General features: G+C 59.6%; 21 protein-coding genes. 12 read left to right on the plus strand and 9 right to left on the minus strand.

Translation table 11 applies throughout. The features are described from left to right. Positions 1-3 precede the first annotated feature (3 nt). From ACP7E4_RS05660 to ACP7E4_RS05670, 3 genes are all read left to right on the plus strand, one after another. On the plus strand, positions 4-1,179 hold the full coding sequence (locus tag ACP7E4_RS05660; RefSeq protein WP_426112436.1) for an alginate O-acetyltransferase: 1,176 nt from the start codon (positions 4-6) through the stop codon (positions 1,177-1,179). Positions 1,180-1,234: 55 nt separating this feature from the next. Further along, the gene (locus ACP7E4_RS05665) at positions 1,235-1,900 is read left to right on the plus strand and encodes an alginate O-acetyltransferase AlgF (RefSeq protein ID WP_426112438.1); all 666 of its coding nucleotides are present in this window, start codon (positions 1,235-1,237) and stop codon (positions 1,898-1,900) included. A 136-nt stretch (positions 1,901-2,036) separates the two neighbouring features. Next, positions 2,037-3,488: a mannose-1-phosphate guanylyltransferase/mannose-6-phosphate isomerase gene (locus ACP7E4_RS05670; RefSeq protein WP_426112440.1), complete on the plus strand. Its 1,452-nt coding sequence runs from the start codon at positions 2,037-2,039 to the stop codon at positions 3,486-3,488. 102 nt (positions 3,489-3,590) lie between these two features. Here ACP7E4_RS05670 and ACP7E4_RS05675 read toward each other — a convergent pair whose 3' ends face one another. Continuing rightward, positions 3,591-6,080, minus strand: a complete 2,490-nt coding sequence (locus tag ACP7E4_RS05675; protein ID WP_426112442.1) for an RHS repeat domain-containing protein — start codon at positions 6,078-6,080, stop codon at positions 3,591-3,593. Between the two features lie 598 nt (positions 6,081-6,678). Here ACP7E4_RS05675 and ACP7E4_RS05680 point away from each other — a divergent pair. The 3 genes from ACP7E4_RS05680 (at position 6,679) to ACP7E4_RS05690 (ending at position 8,535) form a co-directional block, all read left to right on the plus strand. Then, complete coding sequence (locus tag ACP7E4_RS05680; protein WP_426112444.1) at positions 6,679-7,074, plus strand: hypothetical protein; 396 nt, start codon at positions 6,679-6,681, stop codon at positions 7,072-7,074. Between the two features lie 161 nt (positions 7,075-7,235). Continuing rightward, positions 7,236-7,700, plus strand: coding sequence for a multidrug transporter (locus tag ACP7E4_RS05685; RefSeq protein WP_426112446.1), 465 nt, complete (start codon positions 7,236-7,238; stop codon positions 7,698-7,700). Between the two features lie 13 nt (positions 7,701-7,713). After that, positions 7,714-8,535 (plus strand): SDR family oxidoreductase, encoded by an 822-nt coding sequence (locus ACP7E4_RS05690; protein WP_426112448.1) that lies wholly within the window; start codon positions 7,714-7,716, stop codon positions 8,533-8,535. 204 nt (positions 8,536-8,739) lie between these two features. On the opposite strand, the gene ACP7E4_RS05695 is transcribed toward ACP7E4_RS05690, so the two are convergent. From ACP7E4_RS05695 to ACP7E4_RS05710, 4 genes are all read right to left on the minus strand, one after another. Then, the gene (locus ACP7E4_RS05695) at positions 8,740-9,600 is read right to left on the minus strand and encodes an efflux RND transporter periplasmic adaptor subunit (RefSeq protein WP_426112450.1); all 861 of its coding nucleotides are present in this window, start codon (positions 9,598-9,600) and stop codon (positions 8,740-8,742) included. Between the two features lie 9 nt (positions 9,601-9,609). After that, positions 9,610-9,810: a DUF1656 domain-containing protein gene (locus ACP7E4_RS05700; protein ID WP_426112452.1), complete on the minus strand. Its 201-nt coding sequence runs from the start codon at positions 9,808-9,810 to the stop codon at positions 9,610-9,612. Beyond that, the gene (locus tag ACP7E4_RS05705; protein ID WP_426112454.1) at positions 9,800-11,986 is read right to left on the minus strand and encodes an FUSC family protein; all 2,187 of its coding nucleotides are present in this window, start codon (positions 11,984-11,986) and stop codon (positions 9,800-9,802) included. The genes ACP7E4_RS05700 and ACP7E4_RS05705 overlap by 11 nt, the downstream gene beginning before the upstream one ends. 190 nt (positions 11,987-12,176) lie before the next feature. Further along, positions 12,177-13,688, minus strand: coding sequence for an efflux transporter outer membrane subunit (locus ACP7E4_RS05710; protein WP_426112456.1), 1,512 nt, complete (start codon positions 13,686-13,688; stop codon positions 12,177-12,179). A 181-nt stretch (positions 13,689-13,869) separates the two neighbouring features. On the opposite strand from ACP7E4_RS05710, the gene ACP7E4_RS05715 reads away from it, so the two are divergent. Next, complete coding sequence (locus ACP7E4_RS05715; RefSeq protein ID WP_426112458.1) at positions 13,870-14,817, plus strand: LysR family transcriptional regulator; 948 nt, start codon at positions 13,870-13,872, stop codon at positions 14,815-14,817. A 261-nt stretch (positions 14,818-15,078) separates the two neighbouring features. Further along, complete coding sequence (locus tag ACP7E4_RS05720) at positions 15,079-16,053, plus strand: 2-hydroxyacid dehydrogenase (protein ID WP_426112460.1); 975 nt, start codon at positions 15,079-15,081, stop codon at positions 16,051-16,053. A 62-nt stretch (positions 16,054-16,115) separates the two neighbouring features. On the opposite strand, the gene ACP7E4_RS05725 is transcribed toward ACP7E4_RS05720, so the two are convergent. Further along, entirely contained in the window at positions 16,116-17,021 is a 906-nt protein-coding gene (locus ACP7E4_RS05725) for a DMT family transporter (RefSeq protein WP_426112462.1), read from the minus strand. Positions 17,022-17,155: 134 nt separating this feature from the next. Here ACP7E4_RS05725 and ACP7E4_RS05730 point away from each other — a divergent pair, with 134 nt between their 5' ends. Then, entirely contained in the window at positions 17,156-18,025 is an 870-nt protein-coding gene (locus tag ACP7E4_RS05730) for a helix-turn-helix domain-containing protein (RefSeq protein WP_426112464.1), read from the plus strand. Between the two features lie 12 nt (positions 18,026-18,037). Here the strand turns inward: ACP7E4_RS05730 and ACP7E4_RS05735 are convergent, their stop codons facing one another. The 3 genes from ACP7E4_RS05735 to ACP7E4_RS05745 are packed head-to-tail and all read right to left on the minus strand — an operon-like array spanning position 18,038 to position 20,336. Continuing rightward, positions 18,038-18,370, minus strand: coding sequence for a DUF3325 domain-containing protein (locus ACP7E4_RS05735; RefSeq protein ID WP_426112466.1), 333 nt, complete (start codon positions 18,368-18,370; stop codon positions 18,038-18,040). After that, positions 18,370-19,977 carry a PepSY-associated TM helix domain-containing protein gene (locus ACP7E4_RS05740; RefSeq protein WP_426112468.1) on the minus strand — a complete coding sequence of 536 codons (1,608 nt, stop codon included), beginning with the start codon at positions 19,975-19,977 and terminating at the stop codon, positions 18,370-18,372. Before ACP7E4_RS05740 ends, ACP7E4_RS05735 begins: the two co-directional genes overlap by 1 nt. Next, the gene (locus ACP7E4_RS05745; protein ID WP_426112470.1) at positions 19,974-20,336 is read right to left on the minus strand and encodes a DUF3649 domain-containing protein; all 363 of its coding nucleotides are present in this window, start codon (positions 20,334-20,336) and stop codon (positions 19,974-19,976) included. Before ACP7E4_RS05745 ends, ACP7E4_RS05740 begins: the two co-directional genes overlap by 4 nt. A 229-nt stretch (positions 20,337-20,565) precedes the next feature. On the opposite strand from ACP7E4_RS05745, the gene ACP7E4_RS05750 reads away from it, so the two are divergent. The 3 genes from ACP7E4_RS05750 to fecA all read left to right on the plus strand — a co-directional run bounded on the left by ACP7E4_RS05750 (position 20,566) and on the right by fecA (position 24,721). Next, positions 20,566-21,069 (plus strand): sigma-70 family RNA polymerase sigma factor, encoded by a 504-nt coding sequence (locus ACP7E4_RS05750; RefSeq protein WP_426112472.1) that lies wholly within the window; start codon positions 20,566-20,568, stop codon positions 21,067-21,069. Continuing rightward, positions 21,066-22,040, plus strand: coding sequence for a FecR domain-containing protein (locus tag ACP7E4_RS05755; RefSeq protein WP_426112474.1), 975 nt, complete (start codon positions 21,066-21,068; stop codon positions 22,038-22,040). The genes ACP7E4_RS05750 and ACP7E4_RS05755 overlap by 4 nt, the downstream gene beginning before the upstream one ends. A gap of 323 nt (positions 22,041-22,363) precedes the next feature. Beyond that, entirely contained in the window at positions 22,364-24,721 is a 2,358-nt protein-coding gene (gene fecA, locus ACP7E4_RS05760) for a TonB-dependent Fe(3+) dicitrate receptor FecA (protein WP_426112476.1), read from the plus strand. Positions 24,722-24,730: the final 9 nt, after the last annotated feature.

Below are 24,730 nucleotides of genomic sequence, written 5' to 3' on the forward strand. Positions count from 1 at the left end.
GACATGACCCGTTCATTACGAATCCTCTACATCGCCCTGTTCATGGGGATCCTGTTGGCCCTGGGGATCTGGTCGCTGCGCAGTTTCAGCAGCTTCTCGACTTCAGCGGAAACCACGGTCCTCAATGGTCGCTGGGCCAAGGCAGCGGAAACTCACTACGACGAAGAGTTTCCGATCAAGCGCATTGGCACCAACCTCTGGGCGGCACTGGATTACAAGCTGTTCAACGAAGGTCGTCCCGGCGTTGAGCTGGGCAAGGACCAATGGCTGTACACCGACGAAGAGTTCAATGCAGTCGTCAATGGCGAGCAGAACGAAGCGGACAACCTGGCACTCATCCAGGGTGTGCGTGACGCGCTGAAAGCCCAGGGCACCGAACTGGTATTGGCGATCATTCCGGCCAAGACCCGTCTGTATCCGGAGCACATCGGCGCGAACAAGCCGGCCTCGTTGCACACCGATCTGTATCAGCAATTCCATGCCCAGGCGGCTCAGGCCGGTATATTTGCGCCGGACCTTTTGGCACCGCTGCAAGGCGCCAAGCAGAACGGCCAGGTATTTTTGCGCACCGACACCCACTGGACGCCAATGGGTGCCGAAGTAGTCGCCCAACAACTTGGCGCTGCCATTGCGCAAAAAAATCCGCTGAACGGTGAACCGACAAAGTTCATTACTCAGGCAAAAGAAACTTCGGCTTATAAAGGCGACCTGACCAACTTCCTGCCACTGGATCCGTTGTTCAGTAATTTGCTTCCGCAGCCAGATCAATTGCAACAAAGGAGCACGGATCTTGTCGAAGCTCAGGCTTCGGGTGATGACGCGTTATTTGCCGACAGCGATGTTGCAGTTGGATTGGTCGGCACAAGTTACAGCGCCAACCCTAACTGGAACTTCCTCGGAGCACTTAAACAGGCGCTTCACAGCGATGTCGTGAATTACGCGGAAGACGGGCACGGCCCGGTTCTGCCAATGCTCAAGTATCTGCAAACAGATGCGTTCAAAAACAGCCCGCCACAAGTGCTGATCTGGGAATTCCCGGAACGTTATCTGCCTGCTCACAACGACCTTGGCGAGTTTGATCCGAAGTGGATCGCTGAACTCAAGAAGCCTCGTGACGATAAACAAAATCTGGCCATTAACGCCAAAACATCCGAGTCGCCCAACCGGGCGCAAAACTGAGAGGACCAATCAAATGACCTTACAGACCACTCCACACACTTTGGCTGAGAACACTATGACCACTGCAACTAAAAACACTGCTACCAAAAACCGTTTCTTCAAAACCTGCGCACTGGCCGCTGGCCTGGGCTTCATGTCCCTGAACGCTTTCGCTGGCGACGCCGCGCTTTACGGCCCGACCGCTCCGAAAGGCTCGACCTTCGTGCGTGTCTACAACGCCAGCAGCGCTGAAATCAGCGCCAGCGTTGGCAACACCAACATGAACGAAGTGGCTCCGCTGGGCAGCACCGCGTTCAGCTTCATGCCCCAGGGCGACTACAGCGCCAAGCTCGGCAGCCAGACGGTTCCGGTGAAACTGGCCAGTGATCACTACTACACCCTGGTCAATAACGTCAGCGGCAAGCCGCAACTGGTTGAAGAGCCGCCGTTCAAGAACAAGCAGAAATCCCTGGTGCGCGTGCAGAACCTCAGCGACAAAGCGCTGACTCTGAAAACCGCCGACGGCAAGACCGATGTGGTCAAGACCGTTGCCGCCAAAGGCACCGGCGAGCGTGAAATCAATCCAGTGAAAGTCACCCTGGCGCTGTATGACGGCGACAAGAAAGTCAGCGACCTGAAGCCGATTGCCCTTGAGCGTGGCGAAGCCGCCGTGCTGTACATCACTGGCAGCGGCAGCAGCCTGTCGCCAGTCTGGGTCAAGCCTCCAGTAGCCACTCGCTAAGCGGATTTAGTCAGTCGGTCCGAGCCCTTTCATTGAGAGCGGCATGAGCGGACCGACCGACGCGGAACAAGAACAAGACAGAAACGACAGACAGAACGACGTTCAGCCCTATTTCGAATGCTATTGGAGATACAAAATGATTCCAGTGATCTTGTCAGGCGGTAGCGGTTCACGACTCTGGCCGCTTTCGCGTAAACAGTTCCCTAAGCAGTTCCTGGCATTGACCGGTGAACATACTTTGTTCCAGCAAACCCTCGAACGCCTGGTGTTCGACGGCATGCAGGACCCAATCGTGGTCTGCAACAAGGACCACCGTTTCATCGTCAACGAGCAACTGGCTGCCCTGAAACTCGAAACCCAGACCGTAATCATGGAACCGTTCGGCCGCAACACGGCCCCAGCGGTTGCCATTACCGCCATGATGTTGCTGGCCGAAGGCAATGACGAGCTGATGCTCATCCTGCCCGCCGACCACGTGATCGACGACCAGAAAGCCCTGCAACGCGCCCTGGCCCTGGCCACCGTCGCCGCAGAACGCGGTGAAATGGTCTTGTTCGGCGTGCCGGCCACCAAACCGGAAACCGGTTATGGCTACATCAAATCCACTGCCGATGCGCTGCTGCCGGAAGGCGTGAGCCGCGTGTCGCAATTCGTCGAAAAACCGGACGAAAAACGCGCTGCGGAATTCGTCCAGGCCGGCGGTTATTTCTGGAACAGCGGCATGTTCCTGTTCCGCGCCAGCCGTTATCTGGAAGAGCTGAAAAAGCACGATCCGGACATCTACGACACCTGCATGCTGACCCTGGAGCGCAGCAAGCGCGAAGGCGACACCATCGACATCGACGAAGCCACCTTCGCCTGCTGCCCGGACAACTCCATCGACTACGCCGTGATGGAAAAAACCCAGCGCGCCTGCGTCGTGCCGCTGACCGCTGGCTGGAATGACGTCGGTTGCTGGGCATCGTTGTGGGAAGTGCATGACAAAGACAGCAACGGCAACGTCACGAAAGGCGACGTGATCCTGCAAGACAGCCGCAACTGCATGATCCACGGCAACGGCAAGCTGGTTTCGGTGATCGGCCTGGACAACATCGTGGTCGTGGAAACCAAAGACGCGATGATGATTGTCCACAAGGACAAGGTTCAAGGCGTCAAGCAGATGGTCAACACGCTCAATGAGCAGGGCCGCAGCGAAACCCAGAACCACCTTGAAGTCTATCGTCCGTGGGGTTCCTACGATTCGGTGGACATGGGCGGCCGCTTCCAGGTCAAGCGCATCTCGGTCAAGCCGGGCGCCAGCCTCTCGCTGCAAATGCACCACCACCGCGCTGAACACTGGATCGTGGTATCAGGCACGGCTCAGGTTACTTGCGATGAGAACGTGTTCCTGCTCACCGAAAACCAGTCCACCTACATCCCGATCGCCTCGGTCCATCGCCTGAAAAACCCAGGCAAGATCCCGTTGGAAATCATCGAAGTGCAATCGGGCAGCTACCTGGGTGAAGACGACATCGAACGTTTCGAAGACGTCTACGGCCGCTCCAACAACCTGGAAACGGGTGTGAAAACCCAGACCCTGGCACGCTAAAAAGAGCGGCAGGTTTCACATTTGAAGCCTGCAGCTTTAACGAGCAGTCGCCCCCAACGACTTTCTGCGTATCCCCATCCGCAGAGGGTTGTTGGGGGTTTTTCAATTAAAACGGGCTCGAAACTGTTGCCAGGCTGAACGAAGCTGTGACTGTCCACGTACCTGATGAGTTGCCTGCCCTGAGGAAGCAGGTATTCCCCCATGCGCTATCACCACAAACGTTGCGACTGAATCTGCATTGTTCAAAAGTACGTAACTTCTGGCCTCGGGATTCTTGCTGAATGCCTCCTGTCGAGCTGCAATGTCTTCAGCGTTAGCAACGAACGACGTCAATCCTTTCCGGTAATGAAACTTATTCCAATTGCTCATTTCGGCTTCATTGGGACCTTCGGCCAGCAAAGTTCTGGAAGCCACGCGAAGGAATTGAACATACTTATCGATGGCCTGCCCTGTCCCCTTTCGCAATGTTTTGTTCAAGCCGATGTAAGCAAAATCATGAGTATGCTGAACAGCATGACTGGCTTCATGTATCAGCGTTTTCGCTATGTCCAGCGTCCACGCTTTTTTTATGAAACCTTCAGATAACACTATTACCCGCTCGCCGGTTTGCGCAGCCTTGGTCGCCTCCCCTCTGATACCCTTGGGTAACTTTGCCAACCCGAGCCTGGAAGACTGAGCGCTCTCCAGACCATTGATAAGCTGTTGAATATCGCCCATTCGCTCCGTCAACTTTCCATGAAAGTCAGGCGCCCTTTCAGCACCAAAACTTTCAGTCAAAACTCTTTCGATAGGCTGGACCTCATCATTTGAGGCCATGTGTTCAAGCGTGAACTGGAGCATTTCCTTGGTTAACTCGATGGCTTCACGCGTTTTCCTCTGTAAATCGGGAGGGAATGTCGATAGACCCCGCGCCAGAAAATCGTAGCCGACCGGAGCCAACCCCAGACAGTCCAGAAGACAGACGGGCCGATTATCTACAAATGCGTACTTGCTCAGGCCGCTGGCTGCAAAGGGATCCGGATTAATCCAGCGCTGCAACCACGGCGCGTAATACCTCAACCCGTAGTAATACAACCCGGTTGCATCCCGCTCCTTACCGGAATAGCGCACGGTTTTATAGCTGGCTTCGATGGTATTGCGCCCTGCCCACCATGAAGTGCCGCCGAACGGGTAGTAACTTTCCTGGCTGATGATTTGCGCGTCGTTATCCAGTTCCAGCGTGCCGGAGCCCAGATGGTCATTGAGCGTGTAGCGGTATTGATCATTGGTGAGGTCGTCCGGTTTTCCCGCTTGCCAGTGCAGCACCCGAACACCGTTGCGCCCGGCTTGCGCGCAGATCACTTGCAGGGTTTCACCCGTGGCGGAATTGGTGCGAATTTCCAGACCCGGCAGATAACGGACTTCATCCTGGTGGCTGACGTTTTTGGCCTGACTAATGCGGACCTTGCGCTGGCGTTGGCCGCTGGCGTCATAGACATAGTGTTCGCTGTCGTCGTCAGCCGTTTCGCGAACCACCGGTCGCACCTGCTGCAACTGATTGCGCCAGTCCCAGTTCAGGGTTTGTCCGGCTTGCAGTTGCAGCAGGTTGCCATTGGCGTCGAACGCGGCGGCGATGGTTTCTTCATCCGGCGGTTGATCATTTACAACCGGCAGACTGCGATTGCTGCAACGCGCCGTGACCAGCGTCCGCGAATGAGCCTGCGCGCCAACGTGGGTCAATTGCTGCAGATTGCCGCCTGCATCGTAGCGGTAGGTTTGCGCGTAATTGGCCAGTTGTGTCGGGTCGGCCGGGCTTTGGAACTCCGGAAAAACCGGCCCGTGATTGACCGTGGCTGCTTCCCTGCCGGTGGCTTCGATCAGTTGATAGAGCGTGTCGTACTGATAATTCGACACCGGCTCGATGCGCTGATTGGCAAAAAAACGCGTCGGCTGGGCGCGGTCTTCAATGCGAATGACGTTGCCCACCGGATCGTAGTCGTAAAGCGAATCCTGCAAATGCTCGCCGTTGTTGCGGGTGGCGTTTAGCTCGATCAGCCGACCATCTTCGTCACGGTACCGGGCTCTGGTGATCACACCATTGCCAGCTGTGTCAGACTCCACGCGGCCTTGCGCGTCATAGCGGATGGCACTGACCAGCACCTGCTCAGGCTGATCCTTGAGCTGCGCTGAAACAGCTTTGAGTTGACCCGCGACGGTGTACGCAAAAGCCTGAACATTGCCCAGCACATCGGTTTGCCTGATGACCTCGCCCAGCGGCGTGTAAGCCCAATGCGTGCTCGCGCCAGCGCCCGGTTCTAGCAGGGCATCGCGTTCGGACTCCAGGGCAGGCCAGTCGGGATCATCAAGGTCCGCGAGAAAGTACTGTGTCTGCTCAAGCACGGCGCCAGTCAAACCAAACGCGATATTGCGGCGCGTACCTGCTGGATCGTCATGACGCACCAACTGGCCGCACTGGTTTTGAGCGGCCGCGTCGGCATCGCCGTACTGCAGCCGTTCAAGGCACTGGTCGTTTTCGGAAATGGCGGTCGGCCTGAGCAGCACATCGTATTCCAGCCAGCGCTCAGTACCTCGCCCATCCCAGCCCGCCAACAATTCCCCACCCTCGCCCGACAACGAAACCCGCCAACCGGCATCGACACTGTCGCTGCACAACACCTCGCCGCTCAGGGAGTGAACGTTAGTGAAATTGGCCTGCGCCTGATCGGCCCACAATCTGGGATCCCAGCTGCTGACCAAGTGTCCCGCGACATTGAAGGCCGAGCGGGTTACGCGTGCTTCGGCAGAATCAGCAGCCTGTGTGCGACACCAGGCAACAGACCGCACCGTCAATCCGCGAGGATCGAAGGTAGTGAGCAACGGCGTATGTGAGTGCAGCGCGGCGGGTTGTGCGTTCATTTCTCCGATCTTCCCTGAGCGGCAATTAAAGCCTAGGTGCCTGACACGGCGCTGGCAAATACAGTGCAGTTGTTTCCGATCTATGACTGGGCAAGACGCTGGATCGCAGTATCAGGCCACCATGCAGCTGCCTGGAATTCATCTTCGAATACACACCATACCGTCCGTCACGACCTGTCAGAAGTGACAGTATCGTGTTCACTAAACTGGTTGTAACCTTGTTTGCACAGATCCCGCTACAGCGTCATCGCTGCGGAATTTGTTATTGGATTAACAACTAAAAGGAATTACGGAAATGAACAAGCCTGGATCAGATACCTCAGCGTCACTGGAGTCTTACAAGAACGCGACCAAGCAGAATCCCGCCCCTTATATCCGGAACGTACCTATTGGCGACGACACGTTGCCGGCCAACGTCGCCAACGCTGGTTTTACGATTGTTTTGCCGATACTTGGCAACCCAAGCTACACGAGGACATTCTTCATGTTCTTTAATCCGGAAGGCGGCCACTATGCAATCAGCATTGACTTGGTTGAGATTACAGCTGGATCAGAGACCCTATACACGCTGCCCGCAGATTTTATAAAGACACCGTTTAAACCTGGAGATAAGTTTACTGTGGCCCCATACATATGGCTGAACGATGTCTGGTTCCTAAGCACTCAGTCAGTGGTTTATACCGTCGTATAGCATCCTGCTACGTCGGCGGGGTGATAGCCAGATACGGTCCAGCCACTCACCTCGTCGACTCCATTTATAGAAGCTTCTTCGTTTTCACCCCACGTTCTGGAATTAACAAACCCCACCCCGCTTTCTGTACGATGCCTCATCAATCCTGACGAGGCGTTCCCATGCTGATCGGCGCGGTGCTTATCCTGACCTGGCTCATCCTGTTATTGCGCTACCCCGCCAAAGCGTTGCCGGTTTCCCTGGCGGCGGCAGTGGGCCTGGGATTGGTTGCAGCGTGGGTGATCTGGGAGGACAGTCGCGATACCCGCAGGCTGGAGCGCCTGGAAGTTCGCCTGAATTACGCGCCGGAACAATGCCCGGTCGGCAAGCCGTTGCTGGTGTTGATCAACAACGGCAATAAGGTCCCGCTGACCGAGTTGCGCTGGCGAATCGCTGCGTACGCGCCAGGCGAAAACATTAACCTCGCTGAAGAAAACTACAGCTCACCCCGCTACCGTGGCCCGGGCGAATTGCTGGCCGACAGTCAATGGCAGGATTGCTTGCCGATGCCACCGTTGCGCGCCGGTTATCGCCCGCAGACGCTGGAATTTCGCGCCGAACATCTACAAGGCAGTTTCTCGGACTAATAAGGAAAACAGCATGCCCACCGCTCTCATCACCGGTTGCTCCAGCGGCATTGGCCGCGCGCTGGCCGACGCCTTTAAAACTGCCGGGCATCAAGTCTGGGCTACCGCGCGCAAGGCTGAAGACGTAGCAGTTTTGAACGCGGCAGGTTTCACAGGCGTGCAACTGGACGTCAACGACAGCGCGGCGCTTGAACGTCTGGGTGTTGAAATCGAACAGCAAGGCGGCCTGGATGTGCTGATCAATAACGCCGGGTATGGCGCCATGGGGCCGTTGCTCGATGGCGGCGTCGAGGCCATGCAGCGCCAGTTCGAGACCAATGTGTTTGCCGTGATTGGCGTGACGCGGGCGTTGTTTCCGGCGCTGCGGCGCAACAAAGGACTGGTGGTGAATATCGGCAGTGTTTCCGGGGTGTTGGTTACGCCCTTCGCCGGAGCTTACTGCGCATCGAAAGCCGCCGTGCATGCGCTGAGCGAAGCGTTGCGCCTGGAGCTGGCGCCGTTCGACATTCAGCTGATGGAAGTCCAGCCGGGCGCCATTGCGTCGAGCTTCGCGAAGAATGCCAGTCACGAAGCCGAACAGTTGATCAGTGAGCAATCGCCATGGTGGCCGCTGCGCGATGCGATCCGCGCCCGAGCCAAGGCGTCGCAAGGCAATCCCACCCCGGCCAGCGACTTCGCCCGCGACCTGCTGCGCGCCGTGCAACAACCCAACCCGCCTCGCCTGCTGCGTCTGGGCAACGGCTCACGGGCGATGCCGCTGATGGCATGGCTGCTGCCCAAAACGTTTCTGGATAACAAACTCAAACAGCGCTTTGGCTTGAATCGGAAGTTGTGAACGTCTAGCAAAAGCAAACCACTGTGGGAGCGGGCTTGCTCGCGAAGGGGTCGGTGCATTCAGCACACCTATCGGCGCTCCAACTACCTTCGCGGGCAAGCCTCGCTCCAACGGGTGCCGGTGTTTGCTGCGAGACAGCGCGGCGTCTGGACGACGGGGAATCTCCTACAGGTCGTTGGATATTCAGGACCGAGCTCCAACGGATCAATGCACCTCAGGATTCACAATCACCGTACAGGTCGTGCCCGCCGACAAGATCACGTCTTCCGGCACTTGATCCAGGTGGATGCGCACGGGTACGCGTTGGGCCAGGCGGACCCAGTTGAAGGTCGGGTTGACGTCGGCGATCAGTTCGCGGCTTTCCGGGTTGTCGCGGTCGTAGATGCCTCGGGCGATGCTTTCGACGTGGCCCTTGAGCAGCTGGCCGCTCATCAATTGCATATCGGCCGGATCACCGACACGAATGTGCGGCAGCTTGGTTTCTTCGAAAAAGCCGTAGACCCAGAACGAGTTCATATCCACCACCGCCATCTTCGCCTCACCCATGCGTGCGTAATCGCCGCGATGCACGTTGAGGTTGGTGACGTAGCCGTCCACCGCCGCCAGCACGCGGGTGCGCCGCAGGTTCAATTCGGCCGCTTCCAGTTGCGCCTGGGCCAGTTGGTAGTCGGCCTGGGCCGAGGTCGCGATGTTGCTGGCGTCGTCACGGCTTTCGGTGGAGATCACCAGGTTATCCATGTCAGCGCGGCGTTTGGCGTTGACTTTGCGCATCTCCCAGGTCGCCTTGCGTGAAGCCACCAGCGCCTGAGCCTGTTTGACCGCCACTTGATAGTGCTCGGGATCGATCTGCATCAGCAGGTCGCCCTTCTTCACCTGCTGGTTGTCGCGTACCGGCACATCGACCACGGTGCCGGTGACATCGGCCGCGACGTTGATGATGTCAGCACGAACCCGGCCATCGCGGGTCCACGGCGTGTCCATGTAATTGACCCACAAGGTGCGACCGATCCAGATGGCCAGGGCCAGCACCAGTAACGTGGCAATCAGACTGAAGAGCTTTTTCATCAAGGGTTCTCAACGATAAACAGTCAGCGCCATCGCGCCGAAAATACAAACGAACAGGCTCATGCGCAGCAGCGCCGGATGCCAGAAAAAGCGGTACAGATCGAACCCGGACAACACCCGATCCAGCGCCCAGGCCAGCACGACGGCAATCAGGAACATCACGGTCACGATGGGCATGTACAAGCCATGGAAGGCGATTTCACGCGGCATTGAGGAGTCCTTGCGGCCGGCCGCCGTGGGCGTAAGCGGCCAGGGGTGATTGCGGGTCGAGCAACGAGGAACGGATGAAATGCAGGTAGCTTTTCACCCGGCGCAGCGCTGAGGTATCGAAGTGTGGCGCGAACGGCTCATCGGTAGCCTGGACGCGACCAATCGCATGATCGACGGCGGCCAGCGCCCGTTGCAGATTGCTTTGGTCCGGCTGGATGAACAGGCGAATCAACGCGCGGCCCATCACGCGAATCGCCACCCGCCACGATTGCCACGGCGCATAGGCCGGGTGAATCGGCAGAATCTCCTGCTCGCGGCGCAGTTCGATGATCGCGTGGCCGACTTCCAGCACCACAAACATCCAGCGCAGTAATTCGCGCTGCACCTGCGGCTTGCCCGCTGCCAGGCCGTAGGCCTGATGCATCAGGTCGCGAGTCTGGCTTTCAAAACTCGACCCCAGGCGACTCAATGGTGCGCTGATGGCGAACACCACTTGCCGGCGCAGCGCGTCTTCCAGACGACGCCACATCCAGCGGCTGTTGGGCGGCAGAATGATTGCTCCGGCTGCCGCGCACAGCAGCATGCCGATGACCATGGCGAGGTAGTCGTTGATATATGCATACGGGTTGTAGACCGTCAGGTTGTCCGGCACCGAGCCGATGCTGAAGAAAATCAACAGACCCAATCCGTAGCCGGACCATTGCGGACGCGAGCCAAGAAATGCACCGAGCATGAACACCGGCGCAAGAAACACGCACAGCAGCGGGAAGCCGTCGATGAACGGGAAGATAAAGAAGGTTTCGGTGAAGCCCAGCAACGCACCGAGCAACGTACCGCAGGCCATCTGGAACGACATGCGCCGTGGATTGTTGGTGGTCGCCGACAGCGCGACGGTTGCTGCTGAAACCAGAATCATCGTGGCGCCGCTGGGCCAGGCGGTCGCCACCCAATACGCGCTCATGATCGACAGAATGAACGTCGCCCGCAGCCCCGCCGCCAGGGCCGTCATCCAGCTGGTCTTGGGCAGGAACGACTCTTGCCACTGTTCACGCGCATGGTTGTGATCGGCCAGTGACGCATGGGTCTGGGCGTAATCATGCATGTCGTTGACCAGACGATAGAGCAACTCGTAAGCGGTATGAAAATCCAGCAGGTCGGCTTCGCTTGGCTCGGTCTGCTCCAGAGCCGCGCGCTGGCTGCGCACCTGGACTGGCAAATCCGCCTTGAACTGTTCGAGCTGGCTGACCAACTGCGCCGCGTCGTCGGTGGTCAGGGCGCGGTCGGCGAAACGCTCAAGCAGTTCGGCCAGCGAGTTCAGGCCTGGCTTGGTGGCCGTCGCCACTTGAGTCACGCCCTCGGCGCGCAGACGTTCAAGCAATTGATGCAAGGCGTTGAAGCGCGTGGTGATGGTCATGAACTCGCTGTTCAGGCGATTGAGCCGACCGTTGCGCCGACGCATGTGCGGGTCTTCGAATACCGTCACGCTGCGCAGACCTTCCAGCCCGATGGCTTCGGCGATGAAGCGCACATTGCCGGTCTCGAAGGCGGTCCGCTCCTGACTGCCGCGCAGACCATCGGCGACAAAACGCGCGAACACACCGAAGCGTTGGTAAAGCGCGTTGCGCATCGCGGCGGCGGAACTCTGCGGCAGGATTGCTGCAGTGACCGCTGTCGAACAGACAATGCCCAGGGAAATTTCCAGCACCCGCCACACCGCCGCCATGAACGAGCTTTCCGGGTGCGCCAGCGCGGGCAGGCCGACCATTGCGGCGGTGTAACCGGCGAGTACGAAACCATAGGCGCGAAAGTTGCGATAACGCGCCGCGCCCGCCGAACAGATGCCGACCCAGATCGCGAGGCTGCCGAGGAACAGCTCGGAGTTCTGCGCGAACAAGGCCATCAGCAGCACCATCATGGTGGAGCCGGCCAAGGTGCCGAGCAGGCGATAAAAGCTCTTGGCGAACACATGCCCGCTTTGCGGCTGCATGACGATGAACACGGTGATCATCGCCGTGCGCGGCTGCGGCAGTTCCAGGCGCAAGGCCAGCCAGTAGGTCAGGAACGCGGCGATCAGCACCTTGAAGATGTAGATCCAGGTCACCCCGTCGCTGCGCGCCCAGCTGAAGAATTCGCGGCGCCATGGCAGTTCTGTGATGCGGCTCACCAGAGCATTCATCCGAACGCCTGAACTTGGAATGAAATCCGGTGGGAGCGGACTTGTCCGCGAAGGGGCCGGCCAGGACACCTCAGGATGAACGGACCAGACGCAGTGCCCGCCCCATTGCCTTCGCGGACAAGTCCGCTCCCCCAGAAACCTTCGTTTTCTGGAAAGCTACGTCGCGTCCGTAGATCGGTGTCAGTCATGTTCATTTATCAAACACCGCCAACACCGCAGGCGTTTTCGGTGCGCGGGTTGTTTCTTCGGCGGGCGAATCGGTTCCCGCCGCCAAACCGCCGCCCAGCGCCACCACCAATTCAGCATGGGCGCTCAGGCGTGCGGCCTGGACCTGCTGCTGGATCTGTTGCTGGTGGAACAGCAGGGTCTGGGCATTGAGCACGTTGAGGTAATCGGTCAGGCCACGCTGAAATGCAATCATCGCAATGTCATAAGTCTTCTGCGCCGACGCCACGGATTCGCTGGCGAATACCTGCTGCTTGTCCATGGACTCGCGACGGATCAGCTGATCGGAAATGCTCTTGAGGGCCATCACCAGCGTCTGGTTGTACTGCGCCACGGCGGCGTCATAGCCAGCGGCGGCTTCGCCCAGTTCCGAGCGCAGGCGCCCGCCATCGAAGATCGGCAGACTCACCGCCGGTCCGACGTTGTAATTGAATTTCTTGCCGGCGAGGAATTCCAGCATGCCGCCGCCGGTGGCCACATAGCCGAGGCTGCCTACCAGATCGACGTTGGGATAGAAACCAGCGTGGGCGATATCAATGCCCCGCGCCTGGGCCGCCACCCGCCAGCGACTGGCAACCACGTCGGGACGCTGGCCGAGCAATTGCGCAGGCAACACCGATGGCAGCTTCAAAGCGGTTTGCAGGGACAGGGTCGGGCGCTGCAATTGTGCCCCCGCGCCGGGGCCTTTGCCCGCCAGCGCCGCCAGTTGATTGCGGCTCAGGGCGATGGCCTCGTCAAGGGAGTCGATCTGGCGATGGGTTTCCGGCAGCGGCGTTTCGGCCTGGCTGACTTCGAAATGCGTACCGATGCCGCCTTGCAGGCGACGCTGGGCGAGATCCAGAAGCTGTTTTTGCTGGGCGAGCGTCGCTTCGACGATGTCGCGTTTTGCGTAGTTCAGCGACAGCTGGATGTAGGCGCGCACGATGTTGTCCTGCAACTCCAGCTGCGCCTGACGTTCTTCGGCGGCGCTCATGTGCGCCATGTCCAGCGCACGTTCGCTGGCGTTACTTTCCCGCCCCCACAGATCAAGGGAATAACTCAAGCCCAGCGAGGCACTGTTGTCCCAGGTCGTCGTACCGGCCAGCGCGCCAGGTCCATAGAACTGATCGGCGGCCCAATTATGTCGTTTCAGGGAAGAATCGCCGGTGATGTGCAGCGACTCGGCCGACTCGGCAATACCGGCCATGGCCCGCGCCTCGCGCACCCGAGCAGCGGCCATCGCCAGGCTTGGATTGCCCTTGGCGGCCAGTTCGATCCAGCGATCGAGCTGCGCGTCGCCGTAGGCCTGCCACCATTGGGCCACGGGCCAATGGGCATCCTGCGCGGCGCTCTGAATCGCCGCGTCGGTGGCCAGACTGTCAGGCGGCAGCGAGCTGCCTTGAGGGGCGATTCCACCGGTTCCAATGCAGCCGCTGATGACTAACGATAAAGCCCAGACACTGAGGGGCTTGAGCCCTCTGATGATGCGACGCGGCACTGCTGCAAATCCCGACTTTAATGAAATAGCGCTAAGACAGCGATTCTAGGCGGCGCCTTGCCAATCGATAAGCCGGGATTACTGCGATTCTTTATTACCGAACGGGGCATAATCCTTTGGTATGGGTGACATGGATCAGTAACTTTCTGTCACAATTTGCTATCTCATCAGAGAACTGCCCATGGATACCCTGCAAAACATGCGCGCTTTCAGTTGCGTCGCGCAAGCGGGAAGCTTCACCGCTGCCGCCGTGCAGCTGGACACCACCACCGCCAACGTGTCGCGTGCCGTTTCAAATCTTGAAGCTCATTTGCAAACTCGTCTGCTCAACCGCACCACCCGACGCATCGCGCTGACCGAGGCCGGCAAGCGTTACCTGCTGCGCTGCGAGCAGATCCTGGGTTATGTCGAGGAAGCCGAGGCCGAAGCCAGCGACGCCCATGCGCGGCCCGCCGGTCAGCTCAAGGTGCATTCGATGTCGGGTGTCGGTCAGCATTATGTGATTGATGCCATTGCCCGGTATCGACGCAATCATCCGGACGTCGCGTTCGACCTGACCATGAGCAACCGCGTGCCGGACCTGCTCGAAGAAGGCTATGACGTGTCCATCGTGCTCGCCAGCGAGCTGCCGGATTCGGGCTTCGTGTCCCAGCGCCTGGGGATCACTTACAGCATCGTTTGCGCCTCCCCGGCCTACGTCAAAAGCTTCGGCGTGCCGATCAAACCCACCGACCTGCTCAATCACGCGTGCCTGCGCCTGGTCAGCCCGGTGTTCCCGCTGGAAAAATGGCTGTTCGACGGCCCCGAAGGCCAGGAAATGGTCACGATCACGTCCTCGCCGTTCCTGGTCAACTCGGCCGACGCCATGAAAGCCGCGATCTCCAGCGGCATGGGCGTGGGCATTCTGCCGATCTATTCCGCCATCGAAGGCCTGCGCAATGGCACGCTGGTGCGCGTCCTGTCCGATTACCGCTCTCAGGAGCTGAACCTGTACGCGATCTACCCTTCGCGGCAGTACCTGGATGCGAAGATCAAAACCTGGGTCGAATACCTGCGCGGTTCCCTGCCGGAAATCCTCGCCGCCCACGAAGCCGACCTGCAAAAGCATGCAATGGTAACCATCGCTTGAATTGCTGACACCGCGCTGTTGCCCGGCAAACACCATATATGTGGGACCGGCTTCAGCCGGGAAGAAGTCAGCACGCCCGCCACATCTGCTGCGTGAAGACTGACGCCTTCCCGGCTAAAGCCGGTCCCACGGATTCCTCATCGCTCAGATGCTTGGGCGGTGTTTGATGGCCCATGGCAACCCGATAATCCAAGGATGGGCAGCGGTCGAAAGGAATGTTAGCGTGCTATCCATTCGAACCGTGCGAGAGTGACTGCCCCGATGAAAAAGACCGTACTTGCCTTCAGCCGCGTATCTCCTGAAATGGCCGAAAGGCTCGAACAAGACTTCAACGTGATCGTGCCCGACCCGAAACTGGGCGACATGAATGTCCAGTTCAGCGAAGCGCTGCCCAAATGCCATGGCATGATCGGCGCCGGTCGCGCATTGGGCCGCGAGCAACTTGCCACTGCGACCCAACTGGAAGTGGTGTCGAGTATTTCGGTGGGTTACGACAACTACGACGTCGGCTATTTCAATGAACGCGGGATCATGCTGACCAATACCCCGGACGTGCTGACCGAAAGCACCGCCGACCTGGGTTTCTCGTTGATCATGAGCAGCGCCCGCCGTGTCGCCGAACTGGACGCCTGGACCAAGGCTGGCCAGTGGAAGCGTAGCGTCGAAGCCGCGCAGTTCGGCACCGATGTGTATGGCAAGACCCTGGGCATCGTCGGCATGGGCAACATCGGCGCTGCCGTGGCCCGTCGTGGCCGGTTGGGCTTCAACATGCCAATCCTGTACAGCGGCAACAGTCGCAAGACCGAACTGGAACAGGAACTGGGCGCGCAATTCCGCAGCCTTGATCAGCTGTTGGCTGAGTCGGACTTCGTCTGCCTCGTCGTGCCGTTAAGCGAAAAGACCAAACACCTGATCAGCACCCGCGAACTGGGCCTGATGAAATCCAGCGCGATCCTGATCAACATCGCTCGCGGTCCTGTCGTCGACGAACCTGCGCTGGTCGAAGCCCTGCAAAACGGCACGATCCGCGGCGCTGGCCTGGACGTCTACGAAAAAGAACCGCTGAGCGATTCGCCGCTGTTCAAACTGAGCAACGCCGTGACCCTGCCGCACATCGGCTCGGCCACCACCGAAACCCGCCAGGCCATGGCCGATCTCGCCTACACCAACCTGCGCAGCGCCCTGCTCGGCGAGAAGCCGCAGAACCTGGTCAATCCGCAGGTCTGGAAGGGTTAACAGGCATCTGTGGGAGCAAGCTTGCTTGCGAAGGCGGCTTTCCAGCCAAGTGAGGTGCTGGCCTATTCGCGAGCAAGCTCGCTCCCACAGGTCTGGACCGCCTTCGGCTTCCTGAACACCAACACATTCCCCAACATCACCAACACCAGCCCCATCAGCGCCGGAGTGGTCCATTGGTAGCCTTCGGCGAAGGCCGAGATGTTCAGCGCCACGATCGGGAACAGCACCGTGCAATACGCCGCGCGTTCTGGGCCCATGCGGCCGACCAGGGTCAGATAAGCGGTAAAGCCGATGACTGAGCCGGGAATCACCAGATACAGCAACGAGCCGATGTAACGCGTGTTCCACTCGAAGGTGAACGGCGTACCGCTGAGCAGGCAATACAGGCTGAGCATGGCCGCGCCGTACAACATGCCCCAGGCATTGGTGGTCAGCGGGCGCAGGCCGGCTTTCTGTTGCAGGCTGGAGAGCATGTTACCGGCGGAAAAACACAGCGTACCGAGCAAGGCCAGGCCCAGGCCGATCAGGGTTTCGCGGCTGGCGGTGTGTCCGGACAATTCCGGCCAGAACAGGCACGCCAGACCGATCAAGCCCAGCGCACCACCGGCCAGCACATTACGCGCGACTTTCTGTTTGAAGAAGATCCGCGCATTGAGGGCGTTCCACAGCGTCGAGGTGGAAAACACCACGGCGATAAGACCGCTGGGGATCCATTGACTGGCGGTGTAGAAACACATGAAGTTGATGCAGAACAGGCACAGGCCCTGGGCCAGGCAAATCAACTGGCCGCGCCGATTGACCGGTTGCAGACGACCGCTGAGCAGCAACATTGCGAACAGCACCAACGCCGCCAACCCGAAGCGATAGACGATCGACACTGGAATCGCCACATCGCCCAGTTGCAGCTTCAAGGCGATCCAGGTGGTGCCCCAGATCAGCACGGTTAGTAGATACAGCGAAATGTTCATGACGCGACTCCTGTTTGAGCCGTCAGTCTGCGGCGCGGCCTGTGTCGCCACTTGCATAAACTTGCGCATTTGATGCGGACAAGGCTGGCAGCAGCCGAGCCACGGAGTAGGATGCGAGGCGTAGAGGAAACGTCATGCCCGCCATTGAATCCATCCAGGTCTTCCAGGCCTTGAAAAGTTCCCCCAATGCCCGCCTGGAGCAGAGCGCTGCGCTGGGCGACGGTTTGGTCGCGGCGTTGTGGAACAACCGGCACGACGCCCAGGAATATCACGCGCCCAGCCACCACACCCTGTCGTGCTATATCGACGGCGGCACCGGCACGTTTCGTCGCGACCGGCCGGATCAGAAAGGCAGCCCGGACAAACTCTGCACGCTGCCCGCCGGACACGAATCGGCCTGGGTGATCAACGGCGAGATTCGTCTGGCGCACCTTTATATAAGCCCGGAACAGTTCGCCCTGAGCTGCATCACCTTGCTGGACCGTGAGCCTCGCGAGTTGCAGCTGCGGGAAAGCACTTTTATCGATGACGCCGAACAGGCGCGGCGCTTTCGCCAGTTGATCCAGCTGGACTGGAGCGAACCCGGCGAGCGTCTGCGCACCAGCAGCCTGGCCCACGACATGCTCAGCCATGCGATTCTCGGTCAGGTCGGGCTGCGCGAAGGCTTGCGCCTCAAGGGTGGATTGGCGGCGCATCTGCGTCGGCAATTGGTGGAGTTCATCGACGCGCACCTTGCTGATCCGCTGAGCCTGGGGCAACTGGCCGGGATCTGTGCATTGTCCGAATATCATTTCGCCCGGATGTTCCGCGAAAGCTTCGGCTTGCCGCCCCATCAATACCTGCTGGCCCGCCGCATCGCCCACGCCCGGCACCTGCTGCGCTCAACGCGCATAGCGTTCGGCGATATCGCCCTGGATTGCGGATTTGCCAGCGCCAGCCATTTCAACAACCGTTTCAGGCAGGTTGTCGGAGCGACGCCGGGAGAGTATCGGGGTGCGTTTTGAGACGAGACTGACTCAACGCCACAACTGACTGACGGCCAAAACCGGAGTGAGCAACAGCCCCGCCGCCGCCAGCAGCAACACCAGTTTTGGTCGATATGGGATAAGAAAAATCAGGATCAGGGCACTGGTCATCAACGCTGTACACCACTGCACCAGACCGATCCCCCAGCCCGCCGAACTCACCGCCGCCCACAACGATAGTAATAGCGCCAACCAGCCCGCCACGCGCAGTGATCGTCCTCGGGTGATGCTGAGTTTGCGGTGCAGCAACTCGCCGTAATGCCGCGTCATCGACAGGCACAAACCGCTAAATCCCAGGTAACACAGCAGGGTCGCCAGCAGCATCAGCGCGTCTCCCCTCCCAGATGCGTCGCATCAACGCTGTGCCGCTCGCGGCGCTGCAACGGGTGCCCGGTTTCATCGGCAGCGAGCAGCGGCGTGGCCGGGCGAAACTTGCCCGCGGCCCAGGCCAGGAACAGCCCGGTGGCCAATGCGGTCAGGTCGAAGCCGAGCAACACCCAATCGCCATGCGCCAGAGAGTCCAGTAGATAACGGCCACTGGTCACGATATCCAGCAACGGCAAACCTGCATAGAGAAACGCCCCCAGCGCCAGCTGTTCGCGCCAGGCCTTACGCCCATTGCGCAATGCCGCGTGCAGCAGCGTCAGGCCCCAGGCGATGAAGAACATATTGATCTCCCAACCGCCGCGTCCGGGGAAACTCATCGGCAGCAGCCGATTGGTCCAGAAGAAGCTCGCTACGGCGATCATCAAGCCGCCCATGCCGGCGATATTCAGCACTTCCACCAGCCGCAATTCGAACGGCAATACGCCGGTTTTCTCGTGTTTGACCCGACGTTTCTTCAACCACATCACCAGCCCGGTGCCGATCATCGCGGTGCTCGCAATGCCGAAAATGAAGTACATCCAGCGCAGCAGCGGCCCAGCGAAATGCCCCATGTGCAAGCCGTAGAAACCGCCGGAAATCAGCAAGGGCGCAGAACGCTCGATTGCAGTCGATTGCAATGCGCCCGTGATGCCGTTGAACGTCAGGCCAGCGCCGGGATCGTGAACGATGCTGTCCACGCCACTGGGAAACAGCACCACCGTGGCATTGGCGTCACCGGGATTGTTCACCGTCAACCGACCGATATGCCCGCCCGGCATTTGCTGGTCTGCTGTTTTTAGCATGGTCGGCAATGCCGCCAGCGGTGCCGCAACACCCGCTGGCTTGACGTTCTCAGAGGTGGGAAACAGGTCGGCAAAAAACGCCTGGGTATCTTTGCCGTAGCTGGCGACGATGCTCGCCGGCATGACCATCGACATGAAGATCACCAGGCTGCTGTAGGTGATCATTAAATGAAACGGCAACGCCAGCACGCCGATTGCGTTATGCCCGTCGAGCCAGGAGCGCTGGCCCTTGCGCGGGCGAAAAGTGAAGAATTCCTTGAAGATTTTCTTGTGGGTGATGATCCCGCTGATCAGCGTGATGAACATCAACATCGCCGCAGCCGTAGATAGCCAGCGACCCCAAGGGTGCGGCATCTGCAATTGGAAGTGGAAGCGGTAGAAGAACTCGCCGCCGCGGCTGTCCCGCGCCTGCACTTCGGCACCGGTTTGCGGATCGAGGTTTTTCTGCACGAAAGTGCCGCGCTGTCCCGGCTGGCTCGGCGCCTGCCACATCACCCCGAGCTTGGGATCGCGCCCGTCCGGCAAGTTGATGAACCAGCGCGACGCACCCACGGCATTTTGCTGCAGATACGTTTGGGCAAGCTCGGTGCTGGCCTGGGTATTGAGCGCGCGCACAGGAATTTCCGGCTGGGTCCAGCGGGTGATTTCAGTCTTGAAATAAGACATCGTTCCGGTCAGGAAAATCGCGAACAGCAACCAGCCGAACAGCAGACCAATCCAGGTGTGCAGCCAGGCCATGGTCTGCCGTAAACCTTCCTTCATATCAGCCACCGCCCGCAGGCAAACGCTGCACCCAAAAGCGCGCTGGGCAGCAAAACGCCGATCCAGGCCTGCCATGCGGTACGGCAGGCAAAGCACCAGAGCACCGCCACCAGGTAAGCGAGAAATGACAGCAGCATGCCCGTGACCACCGCGTCAGCGCGGGACATCGGCATCCATTGGCCGACGCAAACGCTGGTCAGTGCCGCGACCAGATAGCCGCCAAACAGTGCCGCCAGAATCCGCGAGGTCACTGCCAGACGATACGCCAGCGACAATGCCGCGCCTTTGCTCGGCCGGGTCTTCGCTCGCGCGCTGTTTTGTGTGCGGGTCTGCTGATTCCCCATGGCTGCGCCGTCCATCAACGAAACTCAACCCGGAACGGGCACGACACAAGGTCTCTGCGGTCATGGAGCGGCATGGCGGGTTCCTGATTCGGGATCATCGAGTGCGACGGTTCGTAGCCAGATATAGGAAGAGCCACGAACAGCTGTACGAGCAGATCGCAATATTAATGATAAATATTCTCATATGCAAAAGAGTCTGACAGAATCTGCGCAATTATTGATTCATCGCGGACCGCAGTCGCTCATGCCCATCGCCCACTACGCGCCCAATCACACCGTCGAAGGCCTGTATAACGCCCATCACAACTGGCTGACGACCTGGTTGCGGCGCCGACTCGGCTGCCCGCACAGCGCGGCGGATCTGGCGCAGGACACCTTCGTCAAAGTGCTGATGGCCCGTGATACGGCGCAGATCATCGAGCCGCGCGCATTCCTGACCACGATTGCCAAGCGCGTGTTGTGCAATCACTACCGGCGCCAGGATCTGGAGCGCGCTTATTACCAGACGCTGCTGGAAATGCCGGAATGTGTCGCGCCTTCCGAGGAAGAGCGGGCGATCATTCTCGAAACGCTGCTGGAGCTGGATCAATTGCTTGATGGTTTGCCGACATTGGTCAAGCGCGCCTTTCTGTTGGCGCAGATCGACGGTCTGAGCCACGGGGAAATCGCCGCGCAACTGGGCATTTCCATCGCCACGGTCAAACGCCATCTGCACAAGGCCGCCCTGCGCTGCTATTTCGCTCTATGACCCAGAACGCAGAATCCCTGAACAAATCCGATATTTCTCCGGCAATCGCCGAGCAGGCGGTGAGCTGGCTGATCGAAATGCAGAGCGGCAGCCTCGCACCGCGCCGCCAGCAAGCCTGGCAAACGTGGCTGAACAGCAATCCCGAACATCAGCGCGCGTGGGCGCATATCCAGCGGGTCAACCAGCGTTTGAGCGGGGTGTCTTCGCCACTGGCCCACGCCGCGATCAATGCGCCGAAATCCAACGGGCGGCGTCAGGCCTTGAAGCTGCTGCTGTTGGGCGCCGGTTCTGCCGCTGGCTGGGGTTTGCGCGAGCAGGCGGTGCTGCAACCGTTGCTGGCGGATTTCCACAATGGCGTTGGCCAGCGCCGCAAAATTGTACTCAGCGACGGCAGCCAATTGCACTTGAACAGCGCCAGCGCCGTGGATGTGCGTTTTGACCCCGGGCAACGCCTGATCAAACTGCTGCAAGGCGAGATCTTGCTCACCGCCGCTGCCGACCCGCGCCCGCTGCTACTGACCACCGCCGAGGGCAGCATTCAGCCGAACCTGGCGGGCAGTCGCTTCGACGTGCGGCAACTGGACAATCGCACCCAAATCGCCGTATTCAGCGGCGCCGTGCAGCTCAAGCCCGACAACTTTCCGGGACCGGGCTTGCAGTTGCAGGCGGCGCAGCAAGTCAGCTTCGGCCACAACTCGTGGGATGCGATCCGCCCTCTGGACGCCAGCAGCGGCGCCTGGGCCGACGGCATGCTGGTCGCCGCGCACATGCGTTTGCAGGACTTTCTCGCCGAACTGAGCCGCTATCGACGCGGCCATCTGAATTGCGACGCCAAAGTCGCCGACCTGCTGATTTCCGGCAGTTACCCGCTGGCCGACAGCGAACGCATTCTGGATTTGCTGGAAGTCGCCCTGCCGGTTCGGGTCAGGCGCTTTACCCGGTATTGGGTAACCGTCGAGGCGCGGGTTTAGCACACACGATCAACGTAGGAGACAACTTTTGTGGGAGCGAGCTTGCTCGCGAAAAGGTCGGCAAACCCGACACATCTTCGGCGCCTGAAATATCGCCTTCGCTAGCAAGCTAGCTCCCACAGGTGGAATACGGTCATCCAGTGGGACCGGCTTTAGCCGGGAAGGCGTCGGTTCAGACAATACGTCTGCGGCGCCTTGCGGTTGCCCCCAGACATAGAATCTCCAACCGGCTGCAGATTTTTTTCAAACTCAGTGAGCTGTTTTGCCCACCTCGCGTGACAAACAGGAAAAGCACCTTAATCGTCTCGCCAAAGGACTCCTGCATGTCAGCCCGCCCCAGCCTTGTTTCTCCCCTCGCCCGTTCGCTGCGTCACATCCTGTTCGGCGCTGGATTGTCGCTGAGCGCTGTGCCGCTGGTGCAGGCGGCGGAAGTTGCCAGCAAGCCTTATCACATCGCGCCGAGCGCGCTGGAAACCGCGCTGAATCAGTTCGGTCGTGAAGCGGGCGTGCTGATTTCCTTTGGCTCGCAGATCACCAACGGCTTGCAGAGTCGCGGTCTGGAAGGCCAATACACGCCGGAACAAGGCCTGGCCGTATTGCTCGAAGGCACTGGCTTGCAGGCGCGGGTCGATGGCCAGGATGGTTTCACCTTGCAACCGGTCAGCGCTGCGCAAGGCAATGCACCGGTCGAGCTGGAAGCGTCGACCGTGGTCGGCGACTGGCTCGGCGAGGCGCAGCAGATCAATGTCTTCGAGCACCCCGGCGCGCGGGATGTGATCCGGCGCGAAGAAATCGAACGCTCCGGGGCCAGCACTGCGCGCGAGGTTCTCAACCGTATTCCCGGCGTCAACGCCCCGGAAAACAACGGCACCGGCAGCCATGACATGGCGCTGAACTTCGGCATTCGCGGGCTCAATCCGCGCCTGGCCTCGCGCTCCACGGTATTGATGGACGGCATCCCGGTGCCCTTCGCGCCCTATGGCCAGCCGCAGTTGTCGTTCGCGCCGATCAGCATGGGCAACATGGATGCTGTGGACGTGGTGCGTGGCGGCGGCGCCGTAAGGTATGGCCCGCAGAACGTCGGCGGAATCGTCAACTTCGTGACCCGCGCGATTCCCGATGCGCCCATGGTCAAAGGCGGCTTCCAGACTGAAACCAGCCCGTCGTCCAGCCACGACGGCTTCAAGACCACCGGCAACTTGCTGGCGGGCGGCACCGCCGACAACGGCCTGGGTGGCGCGATTCTGTATTCCGGGGTGCGCGGCGGCGACTGGCGTGAACACAGCGACACGCAGATCGACGACCTGATTCTCAAAGGCAAATACCAGATCGACGACGCCAACAGCCTCAACGCCATGGCGCAGTACTACGAAGGCGAAGCGGACATGCCTGGCGGGCTCAACGTTGCCGATTACAAGGCTGATCCGTATCAATCGACGCGCCCCAAGGACAAGTTCTGGGGCCGCCGCACGCTGGTCAATTTCGGCTATCGCTACGAGCAGGACGCGCGGGTGTTCACCGCCAATACCTTCTTCACCAAGACCTTGCGCAGCGGATATCTGGATCAGGGTTCATTCGTTTCCCTCTCGCCACGCGAATACTGGGTGCGCGGCCTGGAAACCCGCTTCTCCCAAGGTTTTGCGCTGGGTGAAAGCTGGAACGAAGTCGGCGTCGGCTATCGCTATATCAACGAAGCTGGCCACGAGTTGCGCTACCGCACGCCAACCACATCCAACGAGCTGCCCAGCACCGCCAGCCGTAACGACCGGGATACGCGCGGCGCGACCGAGGCCCACGCGATTTACATCGACGACCGTATTGATATCGGCAAGTGGACGTTCACCCCTGGCATTCGCTACGAGATGATCGATTCAGCGCAAACCAACAACCTCACCAACGTCAAATACCAGGGCGATTACAACACCGCGCTGCCTGCACTGAACGTGCTGTATCACCTCACCGACAGCTGGAATCTGTACGCCAATACCGAAGGTTCATTCGGCAGCGTGCAGTACAGCCAGATGCCGAACCGGGTGGCCGGTGGCGAAGTGAAACCGGAAAAAGCCCGCACCTGGGAGCTCGGTACTCGCTATGACAACGGCAACTTGCGCGCCGAGATCGGCGCGTTCCTGATCAACTTCGACAATCAGTATGAAAGCAACCAGACCAACGACACGGTGATTGCTCGTGGCGAAACCCGTCATCAGGGCATCGAGACCAGCATCAACTATGCGCTGAATGGTTTGAGCCCGGCGCTGGCCGGTTTCGATGTGTACGCCACTTACGCGTATGTCGACGCCAGCATCCGCGAAGACGGCCCGAACAAGGGCAACCGCGTGCCCTTCTCGTCCAAACATAAAGGCACCTTGGGCGTGGCGTATACCGAGGGGCCGTGGAAGCTGAACCTGGACAGTTCGTATCAGAGCGATCAGTTCGCCGACAATGCCAACACCTCGGCGGAAAGCGTCGATGGCAGTACCGGCAAGATTCCCGGCTACATGCTGTTCAGCACCCGCGCCGGCTACGATTTTGGTCCGCAACTCAATGACCTGAACGTCGCCGTCGGGGTGAAAAACCTCCTCAACCACGAATACTTCACCCGCTCGTTCGACGACAACAACAAAGGCAAATACGTTGGCGAACCGCGTACGCTTTACCTGCAAACCTCCGTGGCGTTCTGACCGTCACGC

The organism is Pseudomonas sp. DSP3-2-3 (assembly GCF_049898225.1).
GTDB lineage: Bacteria > Pseudomonadota > Gammaproteobacteria > Pseudomonadales > Pseudomonadaceae > Aquipseudomonas.

Bases quoted from the DNA above. Each gene is read 5' to 3' on its own strand.
- ACP7E4_RS05680 (WP_426112444.1), top strand. From the start codon at position 6,679: ATGAACAAGCCTGGATCAGATACCTCAGCGTCACTGGAGTCTTACAAG.
- ACP7E4_RS05660 (WP_426112436.1), top strand. From the start codon at position 4: ATGACCCGTTCATTACGAATCCTCTACATCGCCCTGTTCATGGGGATC.
- ACP7E4_RS05690 (WP_426112448.1), top strand. From the start codon at position 7,714: ATGCCCACCGCTCTCATCACCGGTTGCTCCAGCGGCATTGGCCGCGCG.
- ACP7E4_RS05700 (WP_426112452.1), bottom strand. From the start codon at position 9,810: ATGCCGCGTGAAATCGCCTTCCATGGCTTGTACATGCCCATCGTGACC.
- ACP7E4_RS05735 (WP_426112466.1), bottom strand. From the start codon at position 18,370: ATGCTGCTGGCGACCCTGCTGTGTTACCTGGGATTTAGCGGTTTGTGC.
- ACP7E4_RS05740 (WP_426112468.1), bottom strand. From the start codon at position 19,977: ATGAAGGAAGGTTTACGGCAGACCATGGCCTGGCTGCACACCTGGATT.
- ACP7E4_RS05755 (WP_426112474.1), top strand. From the start codon at position 21,066: ATGACCCAGAACGCAGAATCCCTGAACAAATCCGATATTTCTCCGGCA.
- ACP7E4_RS05715 (WP_426112458.1), top strand. From the start codon at position 13,870: ATGGATACCCTGCAAAACATGCGCGCTTTCAGTTGCGTCGCGCAAGCG.
- fecA (WP_426112476.1), top strand. From the start codon at position 22,364: ATGTCAGCCCGCCCCAGCCTTGTTTCTCCCCTCGCCCGTTCGCTGCGT.
- ACP7E4_RS05665 (WP_426112438.1), top strand. From the start codon at position 1,235: ATGACCACTGCAACTAAAAACACTGCTACCAAAAACCGTTTCTTCAAA.
- ACP7E4_RS05705 (WP_426112454.1), bottom strand. From the start codon at position 11,986: ATGAATGCTCTGGTGAGCCGCATCACAGAACTGCCATGGCGCCGCGAA.
- ACP7E4_RS05720 (WP_426112460.1), top strand. From the start codon at position 15,079: ATGAAAAAGACCGTACTTGCCTTCAGCCGCGTATCTCCTGAAATGGCC.
- ACP7E4_RS05750 (WP_426112472.1), top strand. From the start codon at position 20,566: ATGCCCATCGCCCACTACGCGCCCAATCACACCGTCGAAGGCCTGTAT.
- ACP7E4_RS05745 (WP_426112470.1), bottom strand. From the start codon at position 20,336: ATGGACGGCGCAGCCATGGGGAATCAGCAGACCCGCACACAAAACAGC.
- ACP7E4_RS05730 (WP_426112464.1), top strand. From the start codon at position 17,156: ATGCCCGCCATTGAATCCATCCAGGTCTTCCAGGCCTTGAAAAGTTCC.
- ACP7E4_RS05695 (WP_426112450.1), bottom strand. From the start codon at position 9,600: ATGAAAAAGCTCTTCAGTCTGATTGCCACGTTACTGGTGCTGGCCCTG.
- ACP7E4_RS05725 (WP_426112462.1), bottom strand. From the start codon at position 17,021: ATGAACATTTCGCTGTATCTACTAACCGTGCTGATCTGGGGCACCACC.
- ACP7E4_RS05685 (WP_426112446.1), top strand. From the start codon at position 7,236: ATGCTGATCGGCGCGGTGCTTATCCTGACCTGGCTCATCCTGTTATTG.
- ACP7E4_RS05670 (WP_426112440.1), top strand. From the start codon at position 2,037: ATGATTCCAGTGATCTTGTCAGGCGGTAGCGGTTCACGACTCTGGCCG.